This is a genomic window from Variovorax boronicumulans (assembly GCF_030812215.1).
GTDB lineage: Bacteria > Pseudomonadota > Gammaproteobacteria > Burkholderiales > Burkholderiaceae_C > Variovorax > Variovorax boronicumulans_C.
Genome location: NZ_JAUSSG010000001.1, coordinates 78,862 through 98,899 on the forward strand (window position 1 = coordinate 78,862; position 20,038 = coordinate 98,899).

Genomic DNA, 20,038 nt, shown 5'->3' on the forward strand with positions numbered 1-20,038 from the left:
AGGCAGACACTGCACCCCACAACCACGGTGGAGGAAGCAGACGCCATGGCACTCACGCCCGAGCAGCAGCAGGACATCCGCGAAGAGGAGTACTTCCGGATGGAAGTGCGCAAATCCCTCGCCACCCCGGCAAGGCCACCCACGCTGATGGACCGCCTCTCGGCCTTCGGCGATTCCAAGGTCGGCTTCTGGCTGCTGACGACGGTGCTGGCAGGCATCGTCGCCACGGGTTTCACCAAGCTGCAGCGCTACCTCGACCAGGAAGAGATCGCACGCCGCGAGCTCGCCGAGCGCAGCCGACGCGACGCGGACATGCTGCTCAAGCTCGGCCCCCTGCTCACCTCCGACAAGCGCCCGCAGGTGGACATGGCCATCGTGCTGCTCAACAGCCTCTCGGCCGGCGACGGGATCGACAAGCAGGTGTCGGGGCAGATCGTCGCGCTGTTCCGGAGCACGGCCGAAGCCGGCAACCGGCCCAATGCCACGCCCGAGGAGCGCGTCGCCAGCCAGGCGATCTACACCTTCTTCGACAAGGCGGGCCTCTCCGCGATGCAGGCCTGGGGCACGCCGGCCGCGGCGAGCGTCGCCGCCGAACCGGCGCCGGCGGCTGCCGCGCCCAGCCTCGTGGCGGCGGCGCTGGACAACACCTCGCTGCCGATCCGCATCTACCTGCAGGTCGGCGACCGGGCCGACTGGCCGGCTGCGACCAAGGCATCGGAGGGATTGCGGCAGGCCGGGATGATCGTGCCCGGCATCGAGCTGGTGCCGGCGCAGAGCACGCCCAGGCAGAACAGCGTGCGCTACTGCAAGGACAAGGTCTCGCCCACGGCGCTGGACCGGGTGCGGACGGCCACGGCCAGCCAGGTGGCTCCGGCGCCAACGATGACCGAACTGCCGCCGAAGCTCTGCGGCAACGTGCACTTCAACCACTTCGAACTGTGGTTCGCGCGGGCGTAGTGCGTAGGGGTCAGCCGGCTGCAGGGTGATCGAAGGTCAACCAGCCGCCGAATGCAAGATCGCCGGCAGGCCAGTCGGCGGCGGTTGCGGGGCAGCGGATGCCACGCTGCAGGAGCGTCACGGCGCGCAGCACGCCGGCATGGGTGACCCACAGTGCGTCGCCCTCACCCGAGCGCCATTCGTCGTGCGCTTCGGCCACGCGCGCCATGAACGCGCGCACGCTCTCCCCATGCTGGCCGGCAGGCGCCCCGGCAAAGTCGGCCGTCCAGGCGTCGAATTCCGTGCGCGCGATCGCGGACCATGGCCGTCCTTCCCACGCGCCGAAATTCATCTCGGCCAGCCGAAGGTCCTGCCGCACGGAAAGATCCGGCCGCAACGCAACGATCGCTTCGGCCAGGGCCGTGCATCGCCTGAGCGGCGAACTCCACAGCGCAATGCCTTGCGGCAGCCAGTGCGCAATGCGCTCGGCGGCCTGCAGGGTGTCGGCCGCGTGCGCTTCCAGGTTTGTCGCGCCATAGCAAAGGCCGTGCGCCGCCACCACGGGCGCATGACGTTGAAGCCAGAGGGTCCGGCGGGGCGTCGTCATGCCTGCCAGGCGAGCGCGAGATAGATCGCCAGCTCGCAGACCTGCTGTGTCGCGCCCAGACCGTCGCCGGTGAAACCCTGCAGGCGCCACAAGAAAAGGCGCGCCATCCATCCCGCGGCCACGACGACAGCCAGCAGCGCCGCGCCAACGTGCACGACGTCATGCGCGCACAGCAGCAACGCCACGGCGGGAATCGACCACAGCACCGCAATCGCCAATGCCCCGCCGCTGATCGCATCGGCCAGCGGCTTCGCCTTGCTCGCCCCGCTGTCGCCCACATAGGGCAACCAGCGAATCAGGAACAGCGGCGCGAGCCGCGACAGCACGTGCGCCCCGACGATCGCCACGGCCACCGCTTCCAGTCCGCGCCCGGCCAGCGTGGCGAGCAGCGCGAACTTGAGGCCCAGTGCGAGCACCAGCGCCACGGCACCGAAAGCGCCGATGCGCGAGTCCTTCATGATCTCCAGCGCGCGGTCGCGGTGGGCCGAGCCGCCCAGGCCGTCGGCGACGTCGGCGAGGCCGTCTTCATGAAAGGCGCCAGTCAGCATCACGGTGGCGACGGTGCTCAGCACCGCTGCGGCGAACGCGCCCGCCACGCTCTGCAACCCGACGCCCACGGCCACGAAGACCAGCGCGGCCACCCCGCCCACCAGCCACCCGATGCCCGGCAGATGCGCCGCGCTCGCGCGCAGCATCTGCGGGCTGAATCCGACCCATGCCGCGAGCGAACCGGTCACCGGCACGCGGGTGAAGAACTGCAGTGCGAGCAGAAAGTGGCGAATGCCGTTCATCGAACGCATAGAGAAACCTTCGCGCTTCGCGCTACGGTATTCGCCTTGGGAGTGGCCCGGCGGCTCATGCGTCCTTGCGCGACACGCCCGCCGCCTCGAAGCTCGCCATCTCGCGCAGGATGCGGCAAGCCGACTCGAGCAGCGGCCAGGCCAGCGCGCCGCCCGAGCCTTCGCCCAGGCGCAGGTCCAGGTTCAGCAAGGGCTCGAGACCGAGATGCTTCAGCAGCAGCGCATGCCCCGGCTCGGCCGAGCTGTGCGCGGCCACGCAGCGCTGCGTCACACGTGGCTGCAGCGCCTGCGCAACGAGCACCGCAGCGCTGGCGATGAAGCCATCGACCACGATCACGCGGCGTTCTTCCGCCGCCTGCAGCACTGCGCCGACCAGCGTGGCGACTTCGAAGCCACCGAATGCGGCCAGCGCTTCGAGTGGCGTCGTTGCACCCGCGTGCAGTGCGAGCACCTCGCGCAGCACGTCCCGCTTGCGTGCCAGCCCTGCGGCGTCGAGACCGGTGCCCGCGCCGGTGCAGGCGCCGATGTCCAGCCCCGCGAGCCGCGACAGCAGCAGCGCCGCCGACGAGCTGTTGCCGATGCCCATCTCGCCCAGCAGCAAGGCATTGCCCGGCAGCGCGCGCACCACCTCGCGGCCGTTGACGATGGCTTGCGCGCATTGCTCGGCGGTCATCGCCGGGCCGGCCGACGCATCCGCAGTTCCGGCAGCGATCCGCCGCGACACCAGCCCCGGGCGCGGCTGGAAGTCCCGCCGCACGCCGCAATCGACCACGGTCAGTGCCAACCCGTGCTGCCGCGCCAGCACGCTGACCGCGGCCCCGCCCGCCAGGAAGTTCTCGACCATCTGCCAGGTCACGTCGCTCGGAAATGCCGAGACGCCGCGCGCCGCCAACCCATGGTCGCCCGCGCAGACCAGCATCTGCGGTGCTTCGAGCACCGGCGCTTCGCTGCCGAGGATCGTGCCGATCCGCAAGGCCAGCGTCTCGAGCCGGCCGAGTGCACCCAGCGGCTTGGTCTTGTTGTCGATGGCGCTCTGCAGCTTCGCAGCCAGCGCGGCATCGGCGATATCGGAAATGGAGGGGATCGTTTCGTTCATGCGGATTCAATCAGGCCGGCAAGGACGCCGGTGTCGAAATGGGTGTCGATGAAATCAGCCAGGCCGTCGAAGGTGCGGTCGAGCGTGGGCGCCGCGGCGCCGAACAGCGCATGCAGCACCGCCGCATCCTCGAAAAGCCCATGAAGGTACAGCCCGAGCACGTTGCCGCGCGCGTTCTGCCAGGCCAGCCCTTCGGGCATCACGGCATGGCCGTCCTGCGCCATCTGCGGGTGCGCGGCGGTCTGGCCGTGGTGGATCTCGTAGCCGGCCATCGGCACACCCGACAGCGCGGCCCAGTCGCCGGTCAGCGCGCCGAAGGTGGCAGCTCGGTGGCGCACCGTCTTTTCACGCTCGAACACCGTCACCAGCGGCAGCAGGCCGAGCCCCGGCGCGTTGCCGTCGATGCCATGCGGATCGACCAGCGCCTCACCCAGCATCTGCAATCCGCCGCAGATGCCCAGCACCACGCCGCCTCGCGATGCATGGGTGGCCACGGCACTGTCCAGCCCCTGCGCGCGCAGCCAGGCCAGGTCGCCGCTCGTGTGCTTGGAGCCGGGGAGCACGATCCAGTCGGCGCCGGCCACGTCGGCAGGCGTGCGAGCCCAGACGAGGCGCACGCCGGGCACGTTCTTGAGCGACTGGAATTCGTCGAGGTTGCTGATGCGCGGATAGGCGATGACCGCCACGGTCCGCGTGACGGTGCCGCTCGCGCCGAGCGCCGACGGGCCGCCCCTGGGCGCGAGCGCCCCCTCGGGGGGCAGCGAGGACACGACAGTGCCGAGCGTGGGGGTCCACGTGGTTCGGTCGTCGAATACGCCGTCTTCCTCGGGCAGGCCGTGCTGCCACCACATCGGCAGCGTCGCGACGGTGGGCACGCCGGTCAGCGCCTGCAGCTTCTCGGGCGCGGGCGAGAGCAACGAGGCGTCGCCACGAAACTTGTTCAGCACGAAACCGTGCAGCAGCGCGCGGTCGGCCTCGGGCAAGAGCGCCCAGGTGCCGTAGAGATGCGCGAAGGCGCCGCCGCGGTCGATGTCGGTGGCCAGCAGGCAGCGGGCCTCGGCGTAGCGGGCGACGCGCATGTTGACGATATCGCTGGCCATGAGGTTGATCTCGGCCGGCGAGCCCGCGCCTTCGATCACCACCACGTCGTTTTCTGCGCGCAGCTCGTCGAGCGCCTCGGCGATCTGCGGCCAGACGCGCTCGCTGCGCCCGCGCCAGGGCAAGGCCGAGAGCGCCTCGCTCACCTGGCCCATCAGCACGACCTGGCTGTGGGTATCGCGCTCGGGCTTGAGCAGCAGCGGATTCATCCGCACATCCGGCACGGCATTGGCGGCCAGGGCCTGGAAATACTGGGCACTTCCGATCTCGCCGCCATCGACCACGCGGGCGTTGTTGCTCATGTTCTGCGCCTTGAAGGGCGCCACCTTCAGCCCCTGCCGCGCATACCAGCGGCACAGCGCCGTGGCCAGCCAGCTCTTGCCGGCTCCGCTGGTGGTGCCCAGAACCATGACGCATCGCGCCGGCCTGCTTTTCGCCGTTGAACTCATGGGCCGGATTGTCGTTGAGCGCCGCGCGCCCCGATTCGGGCGGAAAAATGTGGCATCTTTCACGCTGGCGGCCGAAGGCGCAGTTGCGTTTTGAATCCGGGGTCGGCGCTTATCCGTATACAAGACACCTCAATGCCTTGCGATCACGGACCCATGCCTGCCCTCAACGACCTGGCGCTCACGGTCGAGGAACGCGAGCCGGGCCAGTTCTACTGGACCCTGCTCGAAGCCCTCGACAACAGCGGCCATTCAGACCTTCACGACACCCTCGATTACCGGGTGTTCCGCTCGGCCGCCAAGCCGCAGGCCAGCTACTCCAACGCCCTGGCCATGGGCGTTGCAGAGCTCCAGAAGATCAGCGGGTCGCGACCTTCTCCGTAGCGGCAGCGGGGGCCGATGCCGTCGATGCCGGCACCTCCCAGGTCCCGCCGATCGCGCGGATCAGGCCCACGGCAGCCTGGTACTGCGCCGACTTCACCTGCAGCGCCTGGCGCCGGTTGCGCAACTCGCTCCGGCGTGCGTCCAGCAAGTCGAGCTGGCTGATGTAGCCGTTGCGGTAGCGCGTGTCCGACAGGCTGGTCGCCCGCTGGGCCGACGACACCGCCTTGGCCTGGACCACCGACTGTTCCTGCAGGATGCGGATCGCGGCCAGTTGGTCTTCGACCTCCTGGAACGCGACCAGCACCTGCGTGCGGTAGCTCGCCAGCGCACCGTCGAGCTGGGCATTGGCGCCCTGCACGCCGGCCTCGCGGCGGCCGCCGTCGAAGATCGGCAGCGACAGCAGCGCACCGACGCCCCACGAGCGGGCCGACCACTTGAAGAGGTCGCCGATCTCGGGCGAGGCGTAGCCGGCAGCACCGGTCAGCGAGATGTTCGGGAACCATGCGGTCTGCGCCACGCCCACGCGGGCTTGTGCCGCGAGCACCGCGTTCTGCGCGGCCGACACGTCGGGCCGGCGCGTGAGCACCGTGCCCGGTACGCCGGGCGGAATGGCGGGCAAGGCAGTCGCCCACTCGTCGGTGCGCACGCCGAAGCTGGAGGCCGAATCGCCCACCAGCACCGCGAGCGCATGCTCGACCTGGGCGCGTTGGCGGTCGAGCGCCAGCGCATCCGATTCGGTGGAGGACACCTCGGTCTGCACCCGCGCCACATCGAGTTCGGCGATGTCGCCGGCCGCCTGGCGGCGCTGCGTCAGGCGCAGCGTGTCGCTGTAGGCCTCGACGGTCTCGCGCATCAGCGCGCGTTCGGCGTCGAGCGCGCGCAGTTGCAGGTAGGTTTGCGCCACTTCGGCCTGCACCGCCAGGCGCGTGCTCTGCAGCAGACCTTCGCGGCCCACCGCGTCGAGCTTGGCCGCGTTGCTGGCGCCCGAGAGGCGGCCGAACAGGTCGACCTCGTAGGAGAAGGTGGCGCCGATGTTGGTCATCGTGCCGGGCGTGACGCTGGCCGTGGCCTTGTCCAGGCCCGCGCCGCGGTTGGCACCCGCGCCGAGGCCGATCTGCGGCAGCCGGTCGGCGTTGGCGCTGCGCGCAAGCGCGCGGGCCTCGGCCAGCCGCGCCGCCGCGGCCTGGATGTTGTTGTTGTTGACGTCGGCCTTCTCGACCAGCGCATTGAGCACCGGGTCGTTGAACGCCAGCCACCAGGCGCCGCGGGCCTGCGCTTCGGAAGGCAGTGCCTTCGTGAAGCCGGCGGGCGGCGTGGCGCCCTGCTCCTTGAACTGCGCCGTGGTCTGGATCTCCGGCACGCCGGAAGGCACGGTGGCGCAGCCGGCCAGTGCCAGGGCCGCCACCAGCGGCAGCAAGGCGCCGCGGACCAAAGGTTGGAATGCGAATTTCATGATGAACTTTCTTCTTGATCGACGATGCGATCAGTCATGCGACTCGTGCGAGGGACGCGGCGACGCCGGCACCGGGTGCAGTCCGCCACCGCCCGAACCACCGTGCGAAGACGACGACGGCGGAGCCGAAGCGGCCGGATGGCCCGCCGAGACGAACTCCTCGCCATGCGGCACTTCGCCATGCAGCTTGAGCGGCCGGTTGCCCGCCAGGCGGCGCATCAGTACGTAGAACACCGGCGTCAGGAACAGGCCGAAGGCCGTCACTCCGATCATCCCGGCGAACACCGCCACGCCCATCGCCTTGCGCATCTCCGAGCCCGCGCCGGTCGACAGCACCAGGGGCAGCACACCCATCACGAAGGCCAGCGAGGTCATCAGGATCGGGCGCAGGCGCAGGCGGCTCGCTTCGATCGCGGCCAGGATGGGCGTGCGTCCGGCGAACTCCAGCTCCCGTGCGAACTCCACGATCAGGATCGCGTTCTTCGCACTCAGCCCCACCAGCACGATCAGCCCGATCTGCGTGAAGACGTTGTTGTCACCCCCCGATATCCATACGCCCGCCATCGCGGCCATGATGCCCATCGGCACGATCAGGATGATCGCGATCGGCAGCGTCAGGCTCTCGTACTGGGCGGCCAGCACCAGGAACACCAGCAGGATGGCCAGCGGGAACACCAGGAAGGCGGAGTTGCCGGCCAGGATTTCCTGGTAGGTCAGCTCGGTCCACTCGAAGCTCACGCCCTTGGGCAGCGTCTCGGCCGCGATCTTGGTGATCGCGTCCTGCGCCTGGCCCGACGAATAGCCGGGTGCCGGGCCGCCGTTGATGTCGGCCGCGAGGTAGCCGTTGTAGCGCATGGCACGTTCCGGACCGAAGGTCGAATTGACCTTCATCAGCGCGGCCAGCGGCACCATCTCACCCGAGGTCGAGCGCACCTTCAGCAAGCCCACGTCTTCGGCACGGGCGCGGTAAGGCGCATCGGCCTGGACGCGCACGGAGTACGTGCGGCCGAACTTGTTGAAGTCGTTGGCGTACAGGCTACCCAGGTAGATCTGCATCGTGTCGAAGATGTCCGTCACCGGCACGCCGAGCTGGCGGGCCTTGGTGCGGTCGATGTCCGCGTACAGCTGCGGCACGTTGACCTGCCAGCTCGTGAACATGCCCGTGAGTTCGGGTGCAGCGTACGCCTTGGCCATGAAGGCCTTCACCGCGGCGTCCATCTGGTCGTAGCCGACCGAGGCGCGGTCTTCGATCTGAAGCTTGAAGCCGCCCGTGGTGCCCAGGCCCGCCACGGGCGGCGGCGGGAACATCACGATGAACGCGTCCTGGATGCTCGAGAAGGCGCCGTTGAGCTGCCCGGCCACCGCACCGCCGCTCTGGTCGGCGCGCTTGCGCTGGTCGAAGGGCTTGAGCGTGGCGAACACGATGCCCGAGTTCGAGCTGTTGGTGAAGCCGTTGATCGACAGGCCCGGGAAGGCGATGGCGTCTTCCACGTTCGGGTTCTTCTTCATGATCTCGCCCATGCGCTGGATCACTTCGTCGGTGCGGTCGAGCGTGGCGCCGTCAGGCAGTTGGGCAAAACCGATGAGGTACTGCTTGTCCTGCGCCGGCACGAAGCCGCTGGGCACCGCCTTGAAGAGGCCGAAGGTCACGCCGACCAGCGCGAGGTAGATCACCAGCATCAGCGTCTTGCGCGAGATCACGCGCTTGACGCCGCCGCTGTAGGCCTCGGAGCCGCGATGGAAGAACCTGTTGAAGCCGCGGAAGAGCCAGCCGAAGGCCTTGTCCATGCCGCGGGTCAGCGCGTCCTTGGGCTGGTCGTGGCCGCGCAGCAGCAAGGCAGCGAGCGCCGGCGACAGCGTGAGCGAGTTGATGGCCGAGATCACCGTCGAGATCGCGATGGTCACCGCGAACTGGCGATAGAACTGCCCCGTGAGACCGCTGATGAAAGCGAGCGGCACGAACACGGCCACGAGCACCAGCGCAATCGCGATGATGGGCCCGGAGACTTCGCGCATCGCGCGGTACGTCGCTTCACGCGGCGTGAGCCCGGCTTCGATGTTCCGCTCGACGTTTTCCACCACCACGATGGCGTCGTCCACCACGATGCCGATGGCCAGCACCAGCCCGAACAGGCTCAGCGCATTGATCGAGAAACCCAGCACATGCAGCACCGCGAAGGTACCGATCACCGACACCGGCACGGCCAGGAGCGGAATGATCGACGCGCGCCACGTCTGCAGGAACAGGATCACGACCAGCACCACCAGCATGATGGCTTCGAGCAGCGTGTGGATCACCGATTCGATGGACGCACGCACGAACTGCGTCGGGTCGTAGGCGATGCGGTATTCCAGGCCCTCGGGCATGTTCTTGTTGAGCTCGGCCATCGTCTTGCGAACATTGGCCGAGATGTCGAGCGCGTTGGAGCCCGGCGCCTGGAACACGCCCATGCCGACGGCCGGGTCGTTGTTCAAGAGCGAACGCAGCGAGTAGTCGGCGGCGCCCATTTCGAGGCGGCCGATGTCGCGCAGGCGGGTCACGGCGCCGTCGGTGCCGCTCTTGACGATGATGTCGCCGAATTCTTCTTCGCTCTGCAGGCGCCCTTGCGCATTGATGGAGAGCTGCATGTCCACGCCCGAGAGGCCCGGCGAAGCGCCGACCACGCCGGCCGCGGCCTGCACGTTCTGGCCGCGGATCGCAGCCACCACGTCGCTCGCCGAGAGGCCGCGCTGCGCAACCTTCTGCGGGTCGAGCCAGACGCGCATCGAGTAGTCGCCGCCGCCGAAGATCTGCACCTGGCCCACGCCTTCGATGCGCGCGAGCGGGTCCTTCACGTTCAGCACCGCGTAGTTGCGCAGGTAGTTGATGTCGTAGCGGTTGTTCGGCGAGACGAGGTGAACCACCATCGTCAGGTCGGGCGCGCTCTTGACGGTCGTGATGCCCAGGCGCCGCACTTCTTCGGGCAGGCGCGGCTCGGCTTGCGAGACGCGGTTCTGCACGAGCTGCTGTGCCTTGTCGGGATCGGTGCCGAGGCGGAAGGTGACGGTGAGCGTCATCACGCCATCGGTGGTCGCCTGGCTGCCCATGTAGAGCATGCCTTCGACGCCGTTGATCTGCTCTTCGAGCGGCGTGGCCACGGTTTCAGCGATCACCTTGGGGTTGGCACCCGGGTACTGGGCGCGCACCACCACCGAAGGCGGCGCGACTTCCGGGTATTCCGAGATCGGCAGCCCGCGCAGCGCGATCAGGCCGGCTATCAGCATCAATAGCGACAGCACGCCGGCAAAGATCGGCCGGTCGATGAAGAATTTAGAGAGATTCATGTTGGTTCTCCGGCGGACGCAGAAGCGTCCCCTCCGAGTTCATCGAATTCGATTCAGGACTTTGCGGCTTCGGCCACGCGTTCCGGTTGTTGTTGCTTCGTGGTGTCGGCCTTGGCGTCCATCGTCACGGTCTGCGGCGCCAGCAATGCACCCGGGCGGATGTGCTGCAGGCCGTTGACCACGACGCGATCGCCGGCCTTCAGGCCCTTGCTCACGACACGCAGGCCGTTGATGGAGGCACCCAGCGTCACTTCGCGGTAGACAGCCTTGCTGTCCTCGCCCACGACCATCACGAACTTCTTGTTCTGGTCGGTGCCAATGGCGCGTTCGCTCACCAGCAGCGCCGTGTCGTTGCGCGCCTGGCCCATGCGGATGCGGGCGAACTGGCCGGGGATGAGCGAGCCGTCCTTGTTGTCGAAGGAAGCACGGACACGCACGGTTCCGCTGCGGGCGTCGACCTGGTTGTCGATCAACTGCAGCTTGCCGGTGAAGGGCGTGCCGTCCAGGCCGGCAGTGCCCATCTGCACGGGAATCGTGTCGATCTGGCCGCGTGCGCCGGCGTTGGCCGGCAGGTCCTTCAGGGCGCGGGTGACGACCTGCTCGTCGGCATCGAAGCTCGCGTAGATCGGGCTCACCGACACCAGCGTGGTCAGCACCGGTGCGCCGGGGCCCGCGGCGACGAGGTTGCCCACCGTCACTTCGAGCTTGCCGATGCGGCCGGAGACCGGCGCACGCACCTGGGTGTAGCCCAGGTTCAGGCGGGCCGATTGCAGCGACGCTTGCGCGGCGCGCAGGTTGGCTTCGGCTTCGCGGCCGGCGTTCACGCGCTCGTCGAGTTCGCGCTGCGCGATGGCCTGCTCGTCCCAGAGGCGCTTGGCACGTTCCTGCTCGCTGCGGCTGAACGACTGGCGGGCTTGCGCCGAGGCGACCTGCGCCTCGGCGCGTTCCACTTCGGCGGCATACGGTGCGGGGTCGATGGTGATCAGCAGGTCGCCCTGCTTGACCAGCGCGCCTTCGCGGAAGTGCACCGCCTGCACGGCGCCCGCCACGCGGGACCGCACGTCGACGCGTTCGACCGCTTCGAGGCGGCCGGAGAACTCGTCCCATGCATTGATCTCGCTCGCGGCAACGGTCGCGACCGACACCGGCGTGCCCTGCTGCGCAGCCACCGGCGCGGTGGCCTCGGCCTTGAAGCTGTACATGCCGACGACTGCGGCGGCCACCGCCAGCAGTGCGGTCAGGCCGGTCACGGCGGGCCACAGGCCCTTGCGGGCGGCGGAAGAGAGCTTCTGTTGTTCGTTGTTCGACATGATGTTTCGTCCTTCTCGATGACTTTTTGGGATGCAACAGGCCACCCCGGTGCTTTTGGCACCAGGAGGCGGATTTCAGGGAAAAGAGGGGCCGGACGCCCGCCTCAGGGGAGGCGGCGGCTGTCAGTGGGTGGCTCTGACTCTTGCGGGTCTAGCTGGGCTCGGGCGCCGCGGGAGGCGCCGCCGTCGCACTGAAGAACTCGCGAAAGTGCTGCTGCACGTTGGCCGCACAGTCCCGACAACCCTCGTTTTCAGGGTCGTACAGCGCCTTGGGCCAATTCGCTGCGCCGGGCAGCACGCTGCTGGTGACCTCGATGCCGGCCGCGCGCAAACGGCCTGCGAAGGTCATGGCTTCGTCGCGCATCGCGTCGTCCTGCCCCACCAGCACCAGTGCGGGCGCCAGGGCGGAGAGGCGCAGCGAGCCGCTCGGCACCGCATAGGGGTGCGTCGCGTTCGAGGGGCAGCTCAAATACTTTTCCCAGCCGCTGGCCCAGCGGCATTCGGGCGCATCGTTGGTCGCCTTGCGCAGCGACGCGGTGCCTGCGCACGGATCGAGCATCGGCGACAGCAGGATCTGGCCTGCCAGCGGCGGATGGGCCCGGTCGCGGGCGATCAACGCAACCGCCGCAGCCAGGTTGCCACCGGCTTCTTCGCCGGCCAGATAGATCAGCGCGCCCTTGCCGCCCAGCTTGTTTCGCTGCTTGTAGAGCCATTCGAGGGCGGCATAACCTACTTCGATGGGCTCCGGAAACGGTACCAGCGGGTACGCCAGCGAGACCACCACCGCGCCGGAGCCGGCCAGGAGCCGGGCCACGTTGCGCCCGTTGTCCAGGCCACCGCACACAAAAGTGCCACCGTGGAAATGCAGCACCAGAGGCGCCGTTTCACTCTTGGCACGCTGTCCGTAGACACGCGCGGCCACCGGTTCGCGACCGGGCAGCTCGATCAGCAGATCGGCTTCCACGCCTTGCACCGCGGCAGCAGCAGCGGCAGCTTCGGCAGAACGGGACGATGGAACGGGTGACATGGACGACCTCAGGGTGATGGGCGATGGTTGAAATATAAGGCGCCGTGTGTGACATGAAACAGGCAACCTGACCCCACTCTGTTTCCAAACGGCTAACAATCCGTATGCCACAGGGGGTTGAACGCCTTGTGTGAGAATCCGCCTCCCTCCGGCGTGGGCCGGCCTCCAGAAACAGGCATTCAATGGATCAAATCCAGGCAATGCGGATCTTTGTCCGCGTGGTGGAAGCCGGCACTTTTACCCGGGCGGCGGATTCGCTCGCCCTGCCCAAAGGCACGGTCACCAAACAGATCCAGGCGCTGGAATCGCGCCTGCGCGTCAAGCTGCTCAATCGCACCACGCGCCGCGTGACGGTCACGCCCGACGGCGCCGCCTACTTCGAACGCGCCGCCCGTCTCCTGAACGACTTCGACGACATGGAGGCCAGCATGACCAATGCGCAGGCCAGCCCCACGGGGCGGCTGCGCATCGACGTCGGGACTTCGGTGGCCCGGCAGATCATCCTGCCCAATCTGGCCAGCTTCTGCGACCGCTACCCCGACATCCAGGTCGACCTGGGTGTGAGCGACCGCACGGTCGACCTCATCAGCGACAACGTCGACTGCGTGATCCGTGCGGGCGAACTCAGCGACCAGTCGCTGGTGGCCCGCCGCATCGGCACGCTGCATTTCGTGACCGTGGCCTCGCCCGCCTATATCAAGCGCTATGGCGCACCGCAGCATCCGAACGACATCGAGAAGCGCCACACGGTGGTGAGCTACTTTTCGGGCACCACGCGGCGCATCTACCCGCACGAGTTCCACAAGGGCGACGAGCGCATCGAGCTGAACGGGCCGTACCGCGTGTCGGTGAACGAGAGCAACGCGCACATGGCCGCTGTTCTCGGGGGCTTCGGCATTTCGCAGTGCATCACCTTCATGGCGGAACCGCACCTGGAAAACGGCGAGCTGATCGAGGTGCTGGCCGACTGGAGCCGCGACCCGCTGCCGATCCACGTGGTCTATCCGCCGAATCGCCACCTGAGCGCGAAGGTGCGGGCATTCGTGGATTGGGCGGCCGAGCTGTTTGCCAAGAACCCGCGGCTGCAGCGCCGCTGAATACGCTTACATGGGAGGCCATGGCCGGCTGACGCAGCCGCCATGACCCGCCCTCCCGCTCGAGCGAATCAATGGTTCGCTCCCAGGAGCCGCGGCTCGCAGCGCACCTCCGTCTTCACCGAATTCGCGATGAAGCACTCCTCGTGCGCGCGGTGGTGCATGTGCTCGATCTGCTCGCGCGTGGGCAGGTTCTCGCCCGAGAACGTGACCTCGGGCCGGAGCGTGACCACGGTCATGGCCATCTTGCCTTCCGCGTTCTTCTCCATGACGCCGGTCGCCGCGTCGAAGTAACGGTCGACGCAGAACTTGCGCTTCACCGCCATCGTGAGGAACCACAGCATGTGGCAACTCGACAGCGATGCGACAAAAGCCTCTTCCGGATCGACCGCCGATGCATCGGAGAACGGCAGCGGCACCACGTGCGGCGACGACGAGCCCGCCCATTCCGCGCCGCCGTCGAAGCGCAGCGAGTGCCTCCGGCTGTAGGTGTTGGCCAGGAAGTCCTGGTCGCCTCGTTGCCACAGGACTTCTGCGGTGTATTCGGACATGGTCGTCGTTCTCCGTGATGAGGTGTTCGTTCAGGGGCGCGGTGCCGAAGCGCGGATCTGCGCGGCGGTCACGGCCCATGCCTTCCCGAGCATGCGCGAGAGGTAGGAGCCCGACTCCCACCCCACCTGCTGCGCGACCGAGAGCACCGAGTCGTCGGTGCTCTCGAGCAGGTAGCGCGCGCGCTCCAGGCGCTTGCGCTGCTGGAATTCGAGCGGCGACGCGGCGAAGGCTGCCTTGAAGATCCGTTCGACCTGCCGCCGCGAGAGCCGGTGCCGCTCGGCGAACGCATCGAGCGAGAGCGCACGCGCGAGGTCCGCCTCGATGTCGTCGGCCAGCAGCGCCGCGAGCACCTGCGCGGGCGCGCCCCGGTCGTTCGGCTGCACGAGCGGATGGGCAGTGAGCCGCGCCGCCTCCATGACGAGTGCGCCGCAATGGGCGACGACGCGCTCCTCGGCCTCCCCCGCCTGCGCGAGCGACAGCATCTGCTGCGACAGCGCGGTGAGCGCGGCGCTGCCCGCGCGCATGCCCTGCGCCGGCGCATGCACGCCCTGGGCACGCAATGCCATCTCCCAGAACTCGGATTCCACGTACACCGCGACATGCGTCTGCCGCAGCGTCTGCGCGCTCGTCGCGTGGGCGGCGCCGGCAGCGAACCAGAGAAAGTGGCCGGGGGAAGACTGGAGTGGATCGCCCTGTGCATCGACGATGTCGAAGCGGCCCGCCAGCGGCACGAAGAGCATGTCGCAATCGTGCGCATGCGTGCTGGTCGCATAGCCCTCGCGCGCGTTCGCCACCATCGTTGCCTTGTGGGCGAGCCGGTCGATGAACGGCGAAATCCGCAGGCCGGGCGGGGCGTCTTTCGGTGGCATGGGCCGATTGTCGCCAATGTCGCTTTCGTGCGCGCGGGTGTCGCGATCCGGCGCACCCCGAGCGGCGCCTTCGACAAGACTAGCTCACATCCCACCGTCGATCCTGCAAGGAACAATCCTCATGACCCCCTCGTCCCTCGTGCGCGCCGGCCTCCGCCTGGCGACAGCCGGTGTGCTGACGGCCGCAGCGGCCGCACACGCCGCCTACCCGGCCAAGCCCGTGACCATCGTCGTGCCCTTCCCCGCGGGCGGCGGCACCGATGTGATCTTCCGTTCGGTGCAGGTGAAGCTGCAGGCCGAACTGGGCGTGCCGGTGATCATCGACAACCGCGCCGGTGCGGGCGGCACCGTCGGCACCGGCTACGCAGCCAAGGCCTCGCCAGATGGCTACACGCTGGTCGCCGCGACGACCACCACCATCGCCTCGGCACAGGCCGTCTACCCCAAGCTGCCCTACGACCCGCTGGCCGACCTCGCGCCGGTCGGCACGCTCGGCACCACGCCCTTCGTTCTGGTGGTGTCGCCCTCGCTGCCCGCGCAGAACCTGGCCGAGTTCATCCGCTACGCCAAGGCCAAGCCCGGCACGCTCAACTACGGCAGCATCGGCAACGGCACCGCGAGCCACCTGGCGGCCGAGCTCTTCAAGCAGCGCACCGGCGTCGACATGACGCACATCCCCTACCGCGGCGCGGCGCCCGCGCAGACCGACCTGATGGCCGGGCAGATCCAGGCGCTGTTCGACAACCCGGTCGCGCTCGCGCCGCAGGTGCGCGCCTCGCGCATGCGCGCGCTGGCGATCAGCCAGCCCTCAGCGGTGTTCCCCGAGTTGCCGACCTTCGAGGCCTCGGGCATCAAGGACTTCAAGCCCGAGCTCTGGTATGGCCTCATGGCGCCCGCCGCCACGCCCAAGGACGTGCTGCAGCGCCTGCGCACCGCGCTCGACAAGGTGCTGCAAGACCGCAACCTGCGCGCCGAGATGATGAGCAAGGGCGTCGCCCCGGAAAGCCTGAGCCCGGAAGCGTTCGCGCAAAGGATCCGTGCCGACATCGCGCTGTGGGGCGGCATCGCCCGCGCCGTCAACGCGAAGGCCGACTGAGGAAAAAGAACAAGGAAAGAAAGATGACCATGCAGCTCGTTCGCGTATTCGCCCTGCCCGGCGCCGACACCGGCGGCAACCCGGCGCCCGTCTGGCTCGGCGCCGACGACATGACCACTGAACAGATGCAGGAACACACGCGCCTGAGCGGCCACGAATCGGTGTTCGTGCTGAAGCCATCGAGTGCCGACCACCAATTCCGCATGCGCTACTTCGTGCCCCGCCACGAGATGGAGATGTGCGGCCACGCGACCATCGGCGCGCTGTGGCTGCTGCACGCGCGCGGCCTCTGGAACGGCGAACCGGTGGCGGTCGAAACCTTGAGCGGAACAGTCCGGGGCCGCTACGTGCAGGGCACAGTCGAGATCAGCCAGCCGCGCGCCGAAGTCCAGGTCGTGGGCGACGCGCTGGTGCAGGAAATTGCGCGCTGCCTCGGCGTGGAGATGCGGCAGATCGTCGGGCCGGTGCTCAACTCGGCGACGAGCCGCGTCAAGACGCTCGTTCGCCTCGAAAGCCTCGATGTGCTGCACACACTGCGCGTGGACCTGGGCAGCGTCGAGGCGCTGTGCGACCGGCTCGAATCAACCGGTCTTTACCCCTTTGCGCTCGTCGACGGCAATGGCCCTGTGGTCAGCGCGCGGCAGTTTCCGCGCTCGTCCGGCTATCCGGAAGACGCAGCCACCGGCATCGCTGCTGCGGCGCTGGCCTGGGGCCTGCGCGAACAGACGCTGGCGGGCGATGCGGCCACGCTCGTGACGGTCCGGCAAGGCGAAGCGATGGGCTCGCCTTCGGTGATCGGCGTGCGGCTTCCCGCACGCGGCAAGGAAGCGCAAGGCTGCTGGCTGCGCGGCGAAGCGCGGGCGATGTGAGCAGGCGGCGTCAGGCGCCCAGCAGCTTGACCAGCAGCGGCACCAGCAACGCCGTCGCGATGCCGTTCAACCCCATCGCGAGCGCTGAGAACGCACCAGCCGTCTCGTTCACCTGGATGGCTCGCGCGGTGCCGATGCCGTGCGCCGCCATGCCGACCGCAAAGCCGCGCACCGCGGGCTCCTTGATGCGCAGCAGGTTCAAAAGACCCGTCGCCATGATCGCGCCCGAGATGCCGGCCACCGCAGCCGCCACCGCAGCCAGCGACGGCAGGCCCCCGATCTTTTCGGCCACGCCCATCGCGATGGGCATGGTGGCCGACTTCGATGCGAGCGACATGATCAGCTCGTGCGAGCCGCCCAGCGCCCACGCGATGCCGATGGCCGAGACGATGGCCGCCACGGAGCCCATCAGCAGCGCGACACCGATCGGCAGCCACAGCCGCCGCAGCCGCGCGATCTGGCCGTAGAGCGGTACCGCCAGCGCCACGGTCGCGGGGCCGATCAGGAAGTGCACGAACTTCGCGCCTTCGAAATACGTGTCGTAGGGCGTGCGCGTGACGAGCAGCACCGTCACGATGACGACGACCGAAATCAGAACCGGATTGACCATCGGATTCGCGCCGCTGCGCCGATGCAGCCACAGCGCGCCCAGGTACGCCAGCAGCGTGAGCGACAGCCACAGCAGCGGCGACTGCGCAAGAAAGACCCAGATCTCGGAGAGCTTCGCCGGCGCAGTCATTCCGCATTCTTTCCGGTGATGCGGATCATCCAGCGGAAGGTGAGCGCGGTAACGGTCATCGTGAAGGCGGCCCCGACGATGCCGGCTGCCAGGAACGGCAGCCACTCGCGCCCCACCCGCTCGAAATGCAGCATGACGCCGGTCACGGCCGGAATGAACAGCAGCATCAGGTTGCGCAGCAGATGGCCCGAGGTGTCGGTCAGCGCCTGCGGCACGCCGCCGCGCACCAACAGCGCGATGAACATCAGCACCATGCCGATCAACGGACCGGGAATCGGCAGGCCCAGCCACTGCACGAGCAGTTCGCCGGCCAGTTGGCAAAGAAAGAGCGAGGTGATGGCGTAGAGCATGTCTTCAATCTTCGGTCGAAGCGGCGGCGCGTGTCCAGGCTTCCTTCAGCGCCTGTTGGCTCTGCGGCGGCAGCACACCCAGGCGCACGTGGCCCGGCAGGCCGAAGGAGGTGCAGTCGCGCAACTTGATGCCCTCGGCGCGCAGCGCGGCTGCGAGCCGAGGGTATGGCGTGTCGGTGCGGGCACAGAAGAAATTGGCGTCGCTGGGAAGGCACTGCCAGCCGAGCGATTCGCAAAGCGTGCGTTGCTGCGCCTTCCAGATGCGCAAGGTCTGCAGGCTTTGGGCAAGCCAGGCTTGCGCCTCGTCGCCGGTCCAGGTTTCAAGCAACGCGACACCGTGGACGCCGAGCGGCCACGACGGTGCCAGTCGTTCGAGCCGCTGCAGCAATGGATTCGCACCGACATCGTCGGGAGCGATCGCATAGGCAGCGCGGATGCCGGTGAGGCCCATGGCCTTGTTCGGTGTCCAGAGTTGCCAGACGCGGTTGCGCTGCGCGGCGTCGAGTGAAGCGCGGCCTTCGAGGCGCAGCGGCTCGTAGGCCATGTCGAGCACGCAGGTGCTGCCGGCCTCGGCATGCAGTGCGAGATCGGCTTGCGCCTGGCCCAGCGGGCTCGATGGCTCGCAGCACCAATGCAGCGCTGCGCCTTCATGCGGCTCGGGCGCGCGAAGCACCTGCAGGCCCCACGCCGACGCCGCACGCTCGTAGTCGCCGTAGCTGTGCGCCGGCAGCCAGACCCGCTGGCCACCGCCTTGCGCCACAGCAGCGCTGATGCGGTGGATGAATTCGCTCGCACTCGCCGCGATCACGATGCGTTCGCTCGTCACGCCATGGAAGGCGGCGAGCCTCTCGCGCAGCGCGGTGTAGCGCGGATCGGGATAGTGCGCCGCATCGGCCGCGCGCAACGCAGCCACCGCAGCCGGGCATGCGCCCACCGCGTTGCCGTTGGTCGAGAAGTCGTGCGGCGCCGTGCCAGTTTCATCGGGGCCGCCGTGCAGGCCAGGGGTGAATGTCATGGCCACCTCGCCATCGCAACGATGGCCGCCGATGCGAACACGCCGGCGGCCAGCACCGCCCTGCCGCCGAGCACCGCGGTGCGCCGCGTGTCCCCTGCCGCGGCTTTGCGGCCCTCGCCATTCAGGGTGTAGACGCCGGGCTTCGCAAGCCGCACGCCGACCAGCAGCGCCATCGCCGCCATCGGCCAGCCGCTGTTGGGCGACGGCGTACGGCGCGCCTCACGCCCCAGGTCCCTCGGCCATCGCCGTGCCGCCAGTGCCAGCAGCAGCACGGTGATGCGCGCGGGAAGCCATGAGAGCACATCGTCGGCGCGCGCAGCCCATTTACCGAGCCAGGTCCAGTCGCGCCCGCTGCGCAATCCACGGTAGCCCCACATCGCATCGGCCGTGTTGGCGAAGCGATAGAGAGCGGCGCCCGGCAGGCCGAGCAGCACGAACCAGAACAGCGGCGCCACCAGCGAGTCGTTGAGGTTCTCGGCCAGCGATTCGATCGCGCTCTCGCGCACCTCGCGCTCGCCGAGCGCGGAAACATCGCGGCTCACCAGCCGGGCCAATTGCGCCCGGCCCGCGTCGAGCGACTCGGCCAGCGCCGCCTCGACCGCGAGCACTTCGTCGCGCAGCATTCGCCATGCGAAGAGCGGCTTCAACAACAACCCGAGCAACACAGCCGCGGCCCATGCGGGGAGGTGCAGCGTGACGAGCGATTGCAGCAGCTGCGCCGCACACCAGACCGCCATGCCGCCGACGCACCACGTCAGCGCGCCGATGAAGAAGACCGGCAGGTCCACGCGCTTCACCCGGTGCGACTCCGGTGCGATGCGCGAGCCGATCCAGCCGAGGTACTGTCCCATCCACACCACCGGATGCAGACGCGCCGTCGGCTCGCCCAGCCAGCGGTCGATGGCCAGCGCGAGCCAGAGCGCCGCGACGGCGACGATGGCATGGGCGAAGGAGAGAGCTGGCATGGGCGCCG

20 protein-coding genes are annotated in these 20,038 nt (G+C 68.6%); 6 read left to right on the forward strand and 14 right to left on the reverse strand.

Annotation, left to right across the window (positions count from 1 at the left end):
* Positions 1 to 45: 45 nt before the first annotated feature.
* Positions 46 to 957 (forward strand): hypothetical protein, encoded by a 912-nt coding sequence (locus J2W23_RS00405; RefSeq protein ID WP_307647274.1) that lies wholly within the window; start codon positions 46 to 48, stop codon positions 955 to 957.
* A 10-nt stretch (positions 958 to 967) separates the two neighbouring features.
* On the opposite strand, the gene J2W23_RS00410 is transcribed toward J2W23_RS00405, so the two are convergent.
* From J2W23_RS00410 to J2W23_RS00425, 4 genes are all read right to left on the reverse strand, one after another.
* On the reverse strand, positions 968 to 1,543 hold the full coding sequence (locus tag J2W23_RS00410) for a histidine phosphatase family protein (protein ID WP_307647275.1): 576 nt from the start codon (positions 1,541 to 1,543) through the stop codon (positions 968 to 970).
* Positions 1,540 to 2,334 (reverse strand): adenosylcobinamide-GDP ribazoletransferase, encoded by a 795-nt coding sequence (locus tag J2W23_RS00415; protein WP_307648038.1) that lies wholly within the window; start codon positions 2,332 to 2,334, stop codon positions 1,540 to 1,542. The genes J2W23_RS00410 and J2W23_RS00415 overlap by 4 nt, the downstream gene beginning before the upstream one ends.
* 64 nt (positions 2,335 to 2,398) lie before the next feature.
* Entirely contained in the window at positions 2,399 to 3,439 is a 1,041-nt protein-coding gene (gene cobT / locus J2W23_RS00420) for a nicotinate-nucleotide--dimethylbenzimidazole phosphoribosyltransferase (protein ID WP_307647276.1), read from the reverse strand.
* Positions 3,436 to 4,986, reverse strand: a complete 1,551-nt coding sequence (locus tag J2W23_RS00425; RefSeq protein ID WP_307647277.1) for a cobyric acid synthase — start codon at positions 4,984 to 4,986, stop codon at positions 3,436 to 3,438. The genes cobT and J2W23_RS00425 overlap by 4 nt, the downstream gene beginning before the upstream one ends.
* Here J2W23_RS00425 and J2W23_RS00430 point away from each other — a divergent pair.
* Entirely contained in the window at positions 4,946 to 5,080 is a 135-nt protein-coding gene (locus J2W23_RS00430; RefSeq protein ID WP_307648075.1) for a hypothetical protein, read from the forward strand. The genes J2W23_RS00425 and J2W23_RS00430 overlap by 41 nt on opposite strands.
* 59 nt (positions 5,081 to 5,139) lie before the next feature.
* Positions 5,140 to 5,367 carry a hypothetical protein gene (locus tag J2W23_RS00435; protein WP_307647278.1) on the forward strand — a complete coding sequence of 76 codons (228 nt, stop codon included), beginning with the start codon at positions 5,140 to 5,142 and terminating at the stop codon, positions 5,365 to 5,367.
* Here the strand turns inward: J2W23_RS00435 and J2W23_RS00440 are convergent.
* The 4 genes from J2W23_RS00440 to J2W23_RS00455 form a co-directional block, all read right to left on the reverse strand.
* Positions 5,342 to 6,820 (reverse strand): efflux transporter outer membrane subunit, encoded by a 1,479-nt coding sequence (locus J2W23_RS00440; RefSeq protein ID WP_307647279.1) that lies wholly within the window; start codon positions 6,818 to 6,820, stop codon positions 5,342 to 5,344. The genes J2W23_RS00435 and J2W23_RS00440 overlap by 26 nt on opposite strands.
* A gap of 30 nt (positions 6,821 to 6,850) precedes the next feature.
* Complete coding sequence (locus J2W23_RS00445) at positions 6,851 to 10,144, reverse strand: efflux RND transporter permease subunit (RefSeq protein WP_307647280.1); 3,294 nt, start codon at positions 10,142 to 10,144, stop codon at positions 6,851 to 6,853.
* A 53-nt stretch (positions 10,145 to 10,197) separates the two neighbouring features.
* Positions 10,198 to 11,454 carry an efflux RND transporter periplasmic adaptor subunit gene (locus J2W23_RS00450; RefSeq protein WP_307647281.1) on the reverse strand — a complete coding sequence of 419 codons (1,257 nt, stop codon included), beginning with the start codon at positions 11,452 to 11,454 and terminating at the stop codon, positions 10,198 to 10,200.
* Between the two features lie 151 nt (positions 11,455 to 11,605).
* Positions 11,606 to 12,481, reverse strand: coding sequence for an alpha/beta hydrolase (locus tag J2W23_RS00455; protein ID WP_176657866.1), 876 nt, complete (start codon positions 12,479 to 12,481; stop codon positions 11,606 to 11,608).
* A gap of 182 nt (positions 12,482 to 12,663) precedes the next feature.
* On the opposite strand from J2W23_RS00455, the gene J2W23_RS00460 reads away from it, so the two are divergent.
* Complete coding sequence (locus J2W23_RS00460; protein WP_176657867.1) at positions 12,664 to 13,578, forward strand: LysR family transcriptional regulator; 915 nt, start codon at positions 12,664 to 12,666, stop codon at positions 13,576 to 13,578.
* A gap of 68 nt (positions 13,579 to 13,646) precedes the next feature.
* On the opposite strand, the gene J2W23_RS00465 is transcribed toward J2W23_RS00460, so the two are convergent.
* Positions 13,647 to 14,126 (reverse strand): OsmC family protein, encoded by a 480-nt coding sequence (locus J2W23_RS00465; RefSeq protein ID WP_307647282.1) that lies wholly within the window; start codon positions 14,124 to 14,126, stop codon positions 13,647 to 13,649.
* A gap of 30 nt (positions 14,127 to 14,156) precedes the next feature.
* On the reverse strand, positions 14,157 to 14,996 hold the full coding sequence (locus tag J2W23_RS00470; protein ID WP_307647283.1) for a helix-turn-helix domain-containing protein: 840 nt from the start codon (positions 14,994 to 14,996) through the stop codon (positions 14,157 to 14,159).
* A gap of 121 nt (positions 14,997 to 15,117) precedes the next feature.
* Between J2W23_RS00470 and J2W23_RS00475 the strand changes: the two genes are divergently transcribed.
* Positions 15,118 to 16,092: a Bug family tripartite tricarboxylate transporter substrate binding protein gene (locus J2W23_RS00475; protein WP_307647284.1), complete on the forward strand. Its 975-nt coding sequence runs from the start codon at positions 15,118 to 15,120 to the stop codon at positions 16,090 to 16,092.
* 23 nt (positions 16,093 to 16,115) lie between these two features.
* On the forward strand, positions 16,116 to 16,961 hold the full coding sequence (locus tag J2W23_RS00480; protein ID WP_307647285.1) for a PhzF family phenazine biosynthesis protein: 846 nt from the start codon (positions 16,116 to 16,118) through the stop codon (positions 16,959 to 16,961).
* 10 nt (positions 16,962 to 16,971) lie between these two features.
* On the opposite strand, the gene J2W23_RS00485 is transcribed toward J2W23_RS00480, so the two are convergent.
* The 4 genes from J2W23_RS00485 to cbiB are packed head-to-tail and all read right to left on the reverse strand — an operon-like array spanning position 16,972 to position 20,030.
* Entirely contained in the window at positions 16,972 to 17,700 is a 729-nt protein-coding gene (locus tag J2W23_RS00485) for an LrgB family protein (protein ID WP_176657872.1), read from the reverse strand.
* Complete coding sequence (locus J2W23_RS00490) at positions 17,697 to 18,050, reverse strand: CidA/LrgA family protein (protein ID WP_307647286.1); 354 nt, start codon at positions 18,048 to 18,050, stop codon at positions 17,697 to 17,699. Before J2W23_RS00490 ends, J2W23_RS00485 begins: the two co-directional genes overlap by 4 nt.
* Before the next feature lie 4 nt (positions 18,051 to 18,054).
* On the reverse strand, positions 18,055 to 19,065 hold the full coding sequence (locus J2W23_RS00495; protein ID WP_307647287.1) for an aminotransferase class I/II-fold pyridoxal phosphate-dependent enzyme: 1,011 nt from the start codon (positions 19,063 to 19,065) through the stop codon (positions 18,055 to 18,057).
* Positions 19,062 to 20,030 carry an adenosylcobinamide-phosphate synthase CbiB gene (cbiB, locus tag J2W23_RS00500; RefSeq protein ID WP_307647288.1) on the reverse strand — a complete coding sequence of 323 codons (969 nt, stop codon included), beginning with the start codon at positions 20,028 to 20,030 and terminating at the stop codon, positions 19,062 to 19,064. Before cbiB ends, J2W23_RS00495 begins: the two co-directional genes overlap by 4 nt.
* Between the last annotated feature and the right edge of the window lie 8 nt (positions 20,031 to 20,038).

Bases quoted from the DNA above. Each gene is read 5' to 3' on its own strand.
- J2W23_RS00405 (WP_307647274.1), top strand. From the start codon at position 46: ATGGCACTCACGCCCGAGCAGCAGCAGGACATCCGCGAAGAGGAGTAC.
- J2W23_RS00410 (WP_307647275.1), bottom strand. From the start codon at position 1,543: ATGACGACGCCCCGCCGGACCCTCTGGCTTCAACGTCATGCGCCCGTG.
- J2W23_RS00415 (WP_307648038.1), bottom strand. From the start codon at position 2,334: ATGAACGGCATTCGCCACTTTCTGCTCGCACTGCAGTTCTTCACCCGC.
- cobT (WP_307647276.1), bottom strand. From the start codon at position 3,439: ATGAACGAAACGATCCCCTCCATTTCCGATATCGCCGATGCCGCGCTG.
- J2W23_RS00430 (WP_307648075.1), top strand. From the start codon at position 4,946: ATGACGCATCGCGCCGGCCTGCTTTTCGCCGTTGAACTCATGGGCCGG.
- J2W23_RS00425 (WP_307647277.1), bottom strand. From the start codon at position 4,986: ATGAGTTCAACGGCGAAAAGCAGGCCGGCGCGATGCGTCATGGTTCTG.
- J2W23_RS00435 (WP_307647278.1), top strand. From the start codon at position 5,140: ATGCCTGCCCTCAACGACCTGGCGCTCACGGTCGAGGAACGCGAGCCG.
- J2W23_RS00440 (WP_307647279.1), bottom strand. From the start codon at position 6,820: ATGAAATTCGCATTCCAACCTTTGGTCCGCGGCGCCTTGCTGCCGCTG.
- J2W23_RS00445 (WP_307647280.1), bottom strand. From the start codon at position 10,144: ATGAATCTCTCTAAATTCTTCATCGACCGGCCGATCTTTGCCGGCGTG.
- J2W23_RS00450 (WP_307647281.1), bottom strand. From the start codon at position 11,454: ATGTCGAACAACGAACAACAGAAGCTCTCTTCCGCCGCCCGCAAGGGC.
- J2W23_RS00455 (WP_176657866.1), bottom strand. From the start codon at position 12,481: ATGTCACCCGTTCCATCGTCCCGTTCTGCCGAAGCTGCCGCTGCTGCT.
- J2W23_RS00460 (WP_176657867.1), top strand. From the start codon at position 12,664: ATGGATCAAATCCAGGCAATGCGGATCTTTGTCCGCGTGGTGGAAGCC.
- J2W23_RS00465 (WP_307647282.1), bottom strand. From the start codon at position 14,126: ATGTCCGAATACACCGCAGAAGTCCTGTGGCAACGAGGCGACCAGGAC.
- J2W23_RS00470 (WP_307647283.1), bottom strand. From the start codon at position 14,996: ATGCCACCGAAAGACGCCCCGCCCGGCCTGCGGATTTCGCCGTTCATC.
- J2W23_RS00475 (WP_307647284.1), top strand. From the start codon at position 15,118: ATGACCCCCTCGTCCCTCGTGCGCGCCGGCCTCCGCCTGGCGACAGCC.
- J2W23_RS00480 (WP_307647285.1), top strand. From the start codon at position 16,116: ATGACCATGCAGCTCGTTCGCGTATTCGCCCTGCCCGGCGCCGACACC.
- J2W23_RS00485 (WP_176657872.1), bottom strand. From the start codon at position 17,700: ATGACTGCGCCGGCGAAGCTCTCCGAGATCTGGGTCTTTCTTGCGCAG.
- J2W23_RS00490 (WP_307647286.1), bottom strand. From the start codon at position 18,050: ATGCTCTACGCCATCACCTCGCTCTTTCTTTGCCAACTGGCCGGCGAA.
- J2W23_RS00495 (WP_307647287.1), bottom strand. From the start codon at position 19,065: ATGACATTCACCCCTGGCCTGCACGGCGGCCCCGATGAAACTGGCACG.
- cbiB (WP_307647288.1), bottom strand. From the start codon at position 20,030: ATGCCAGCTCTCTCCTTCGCCCATGCCATCGTCGCCGTCGCGGCGCTC.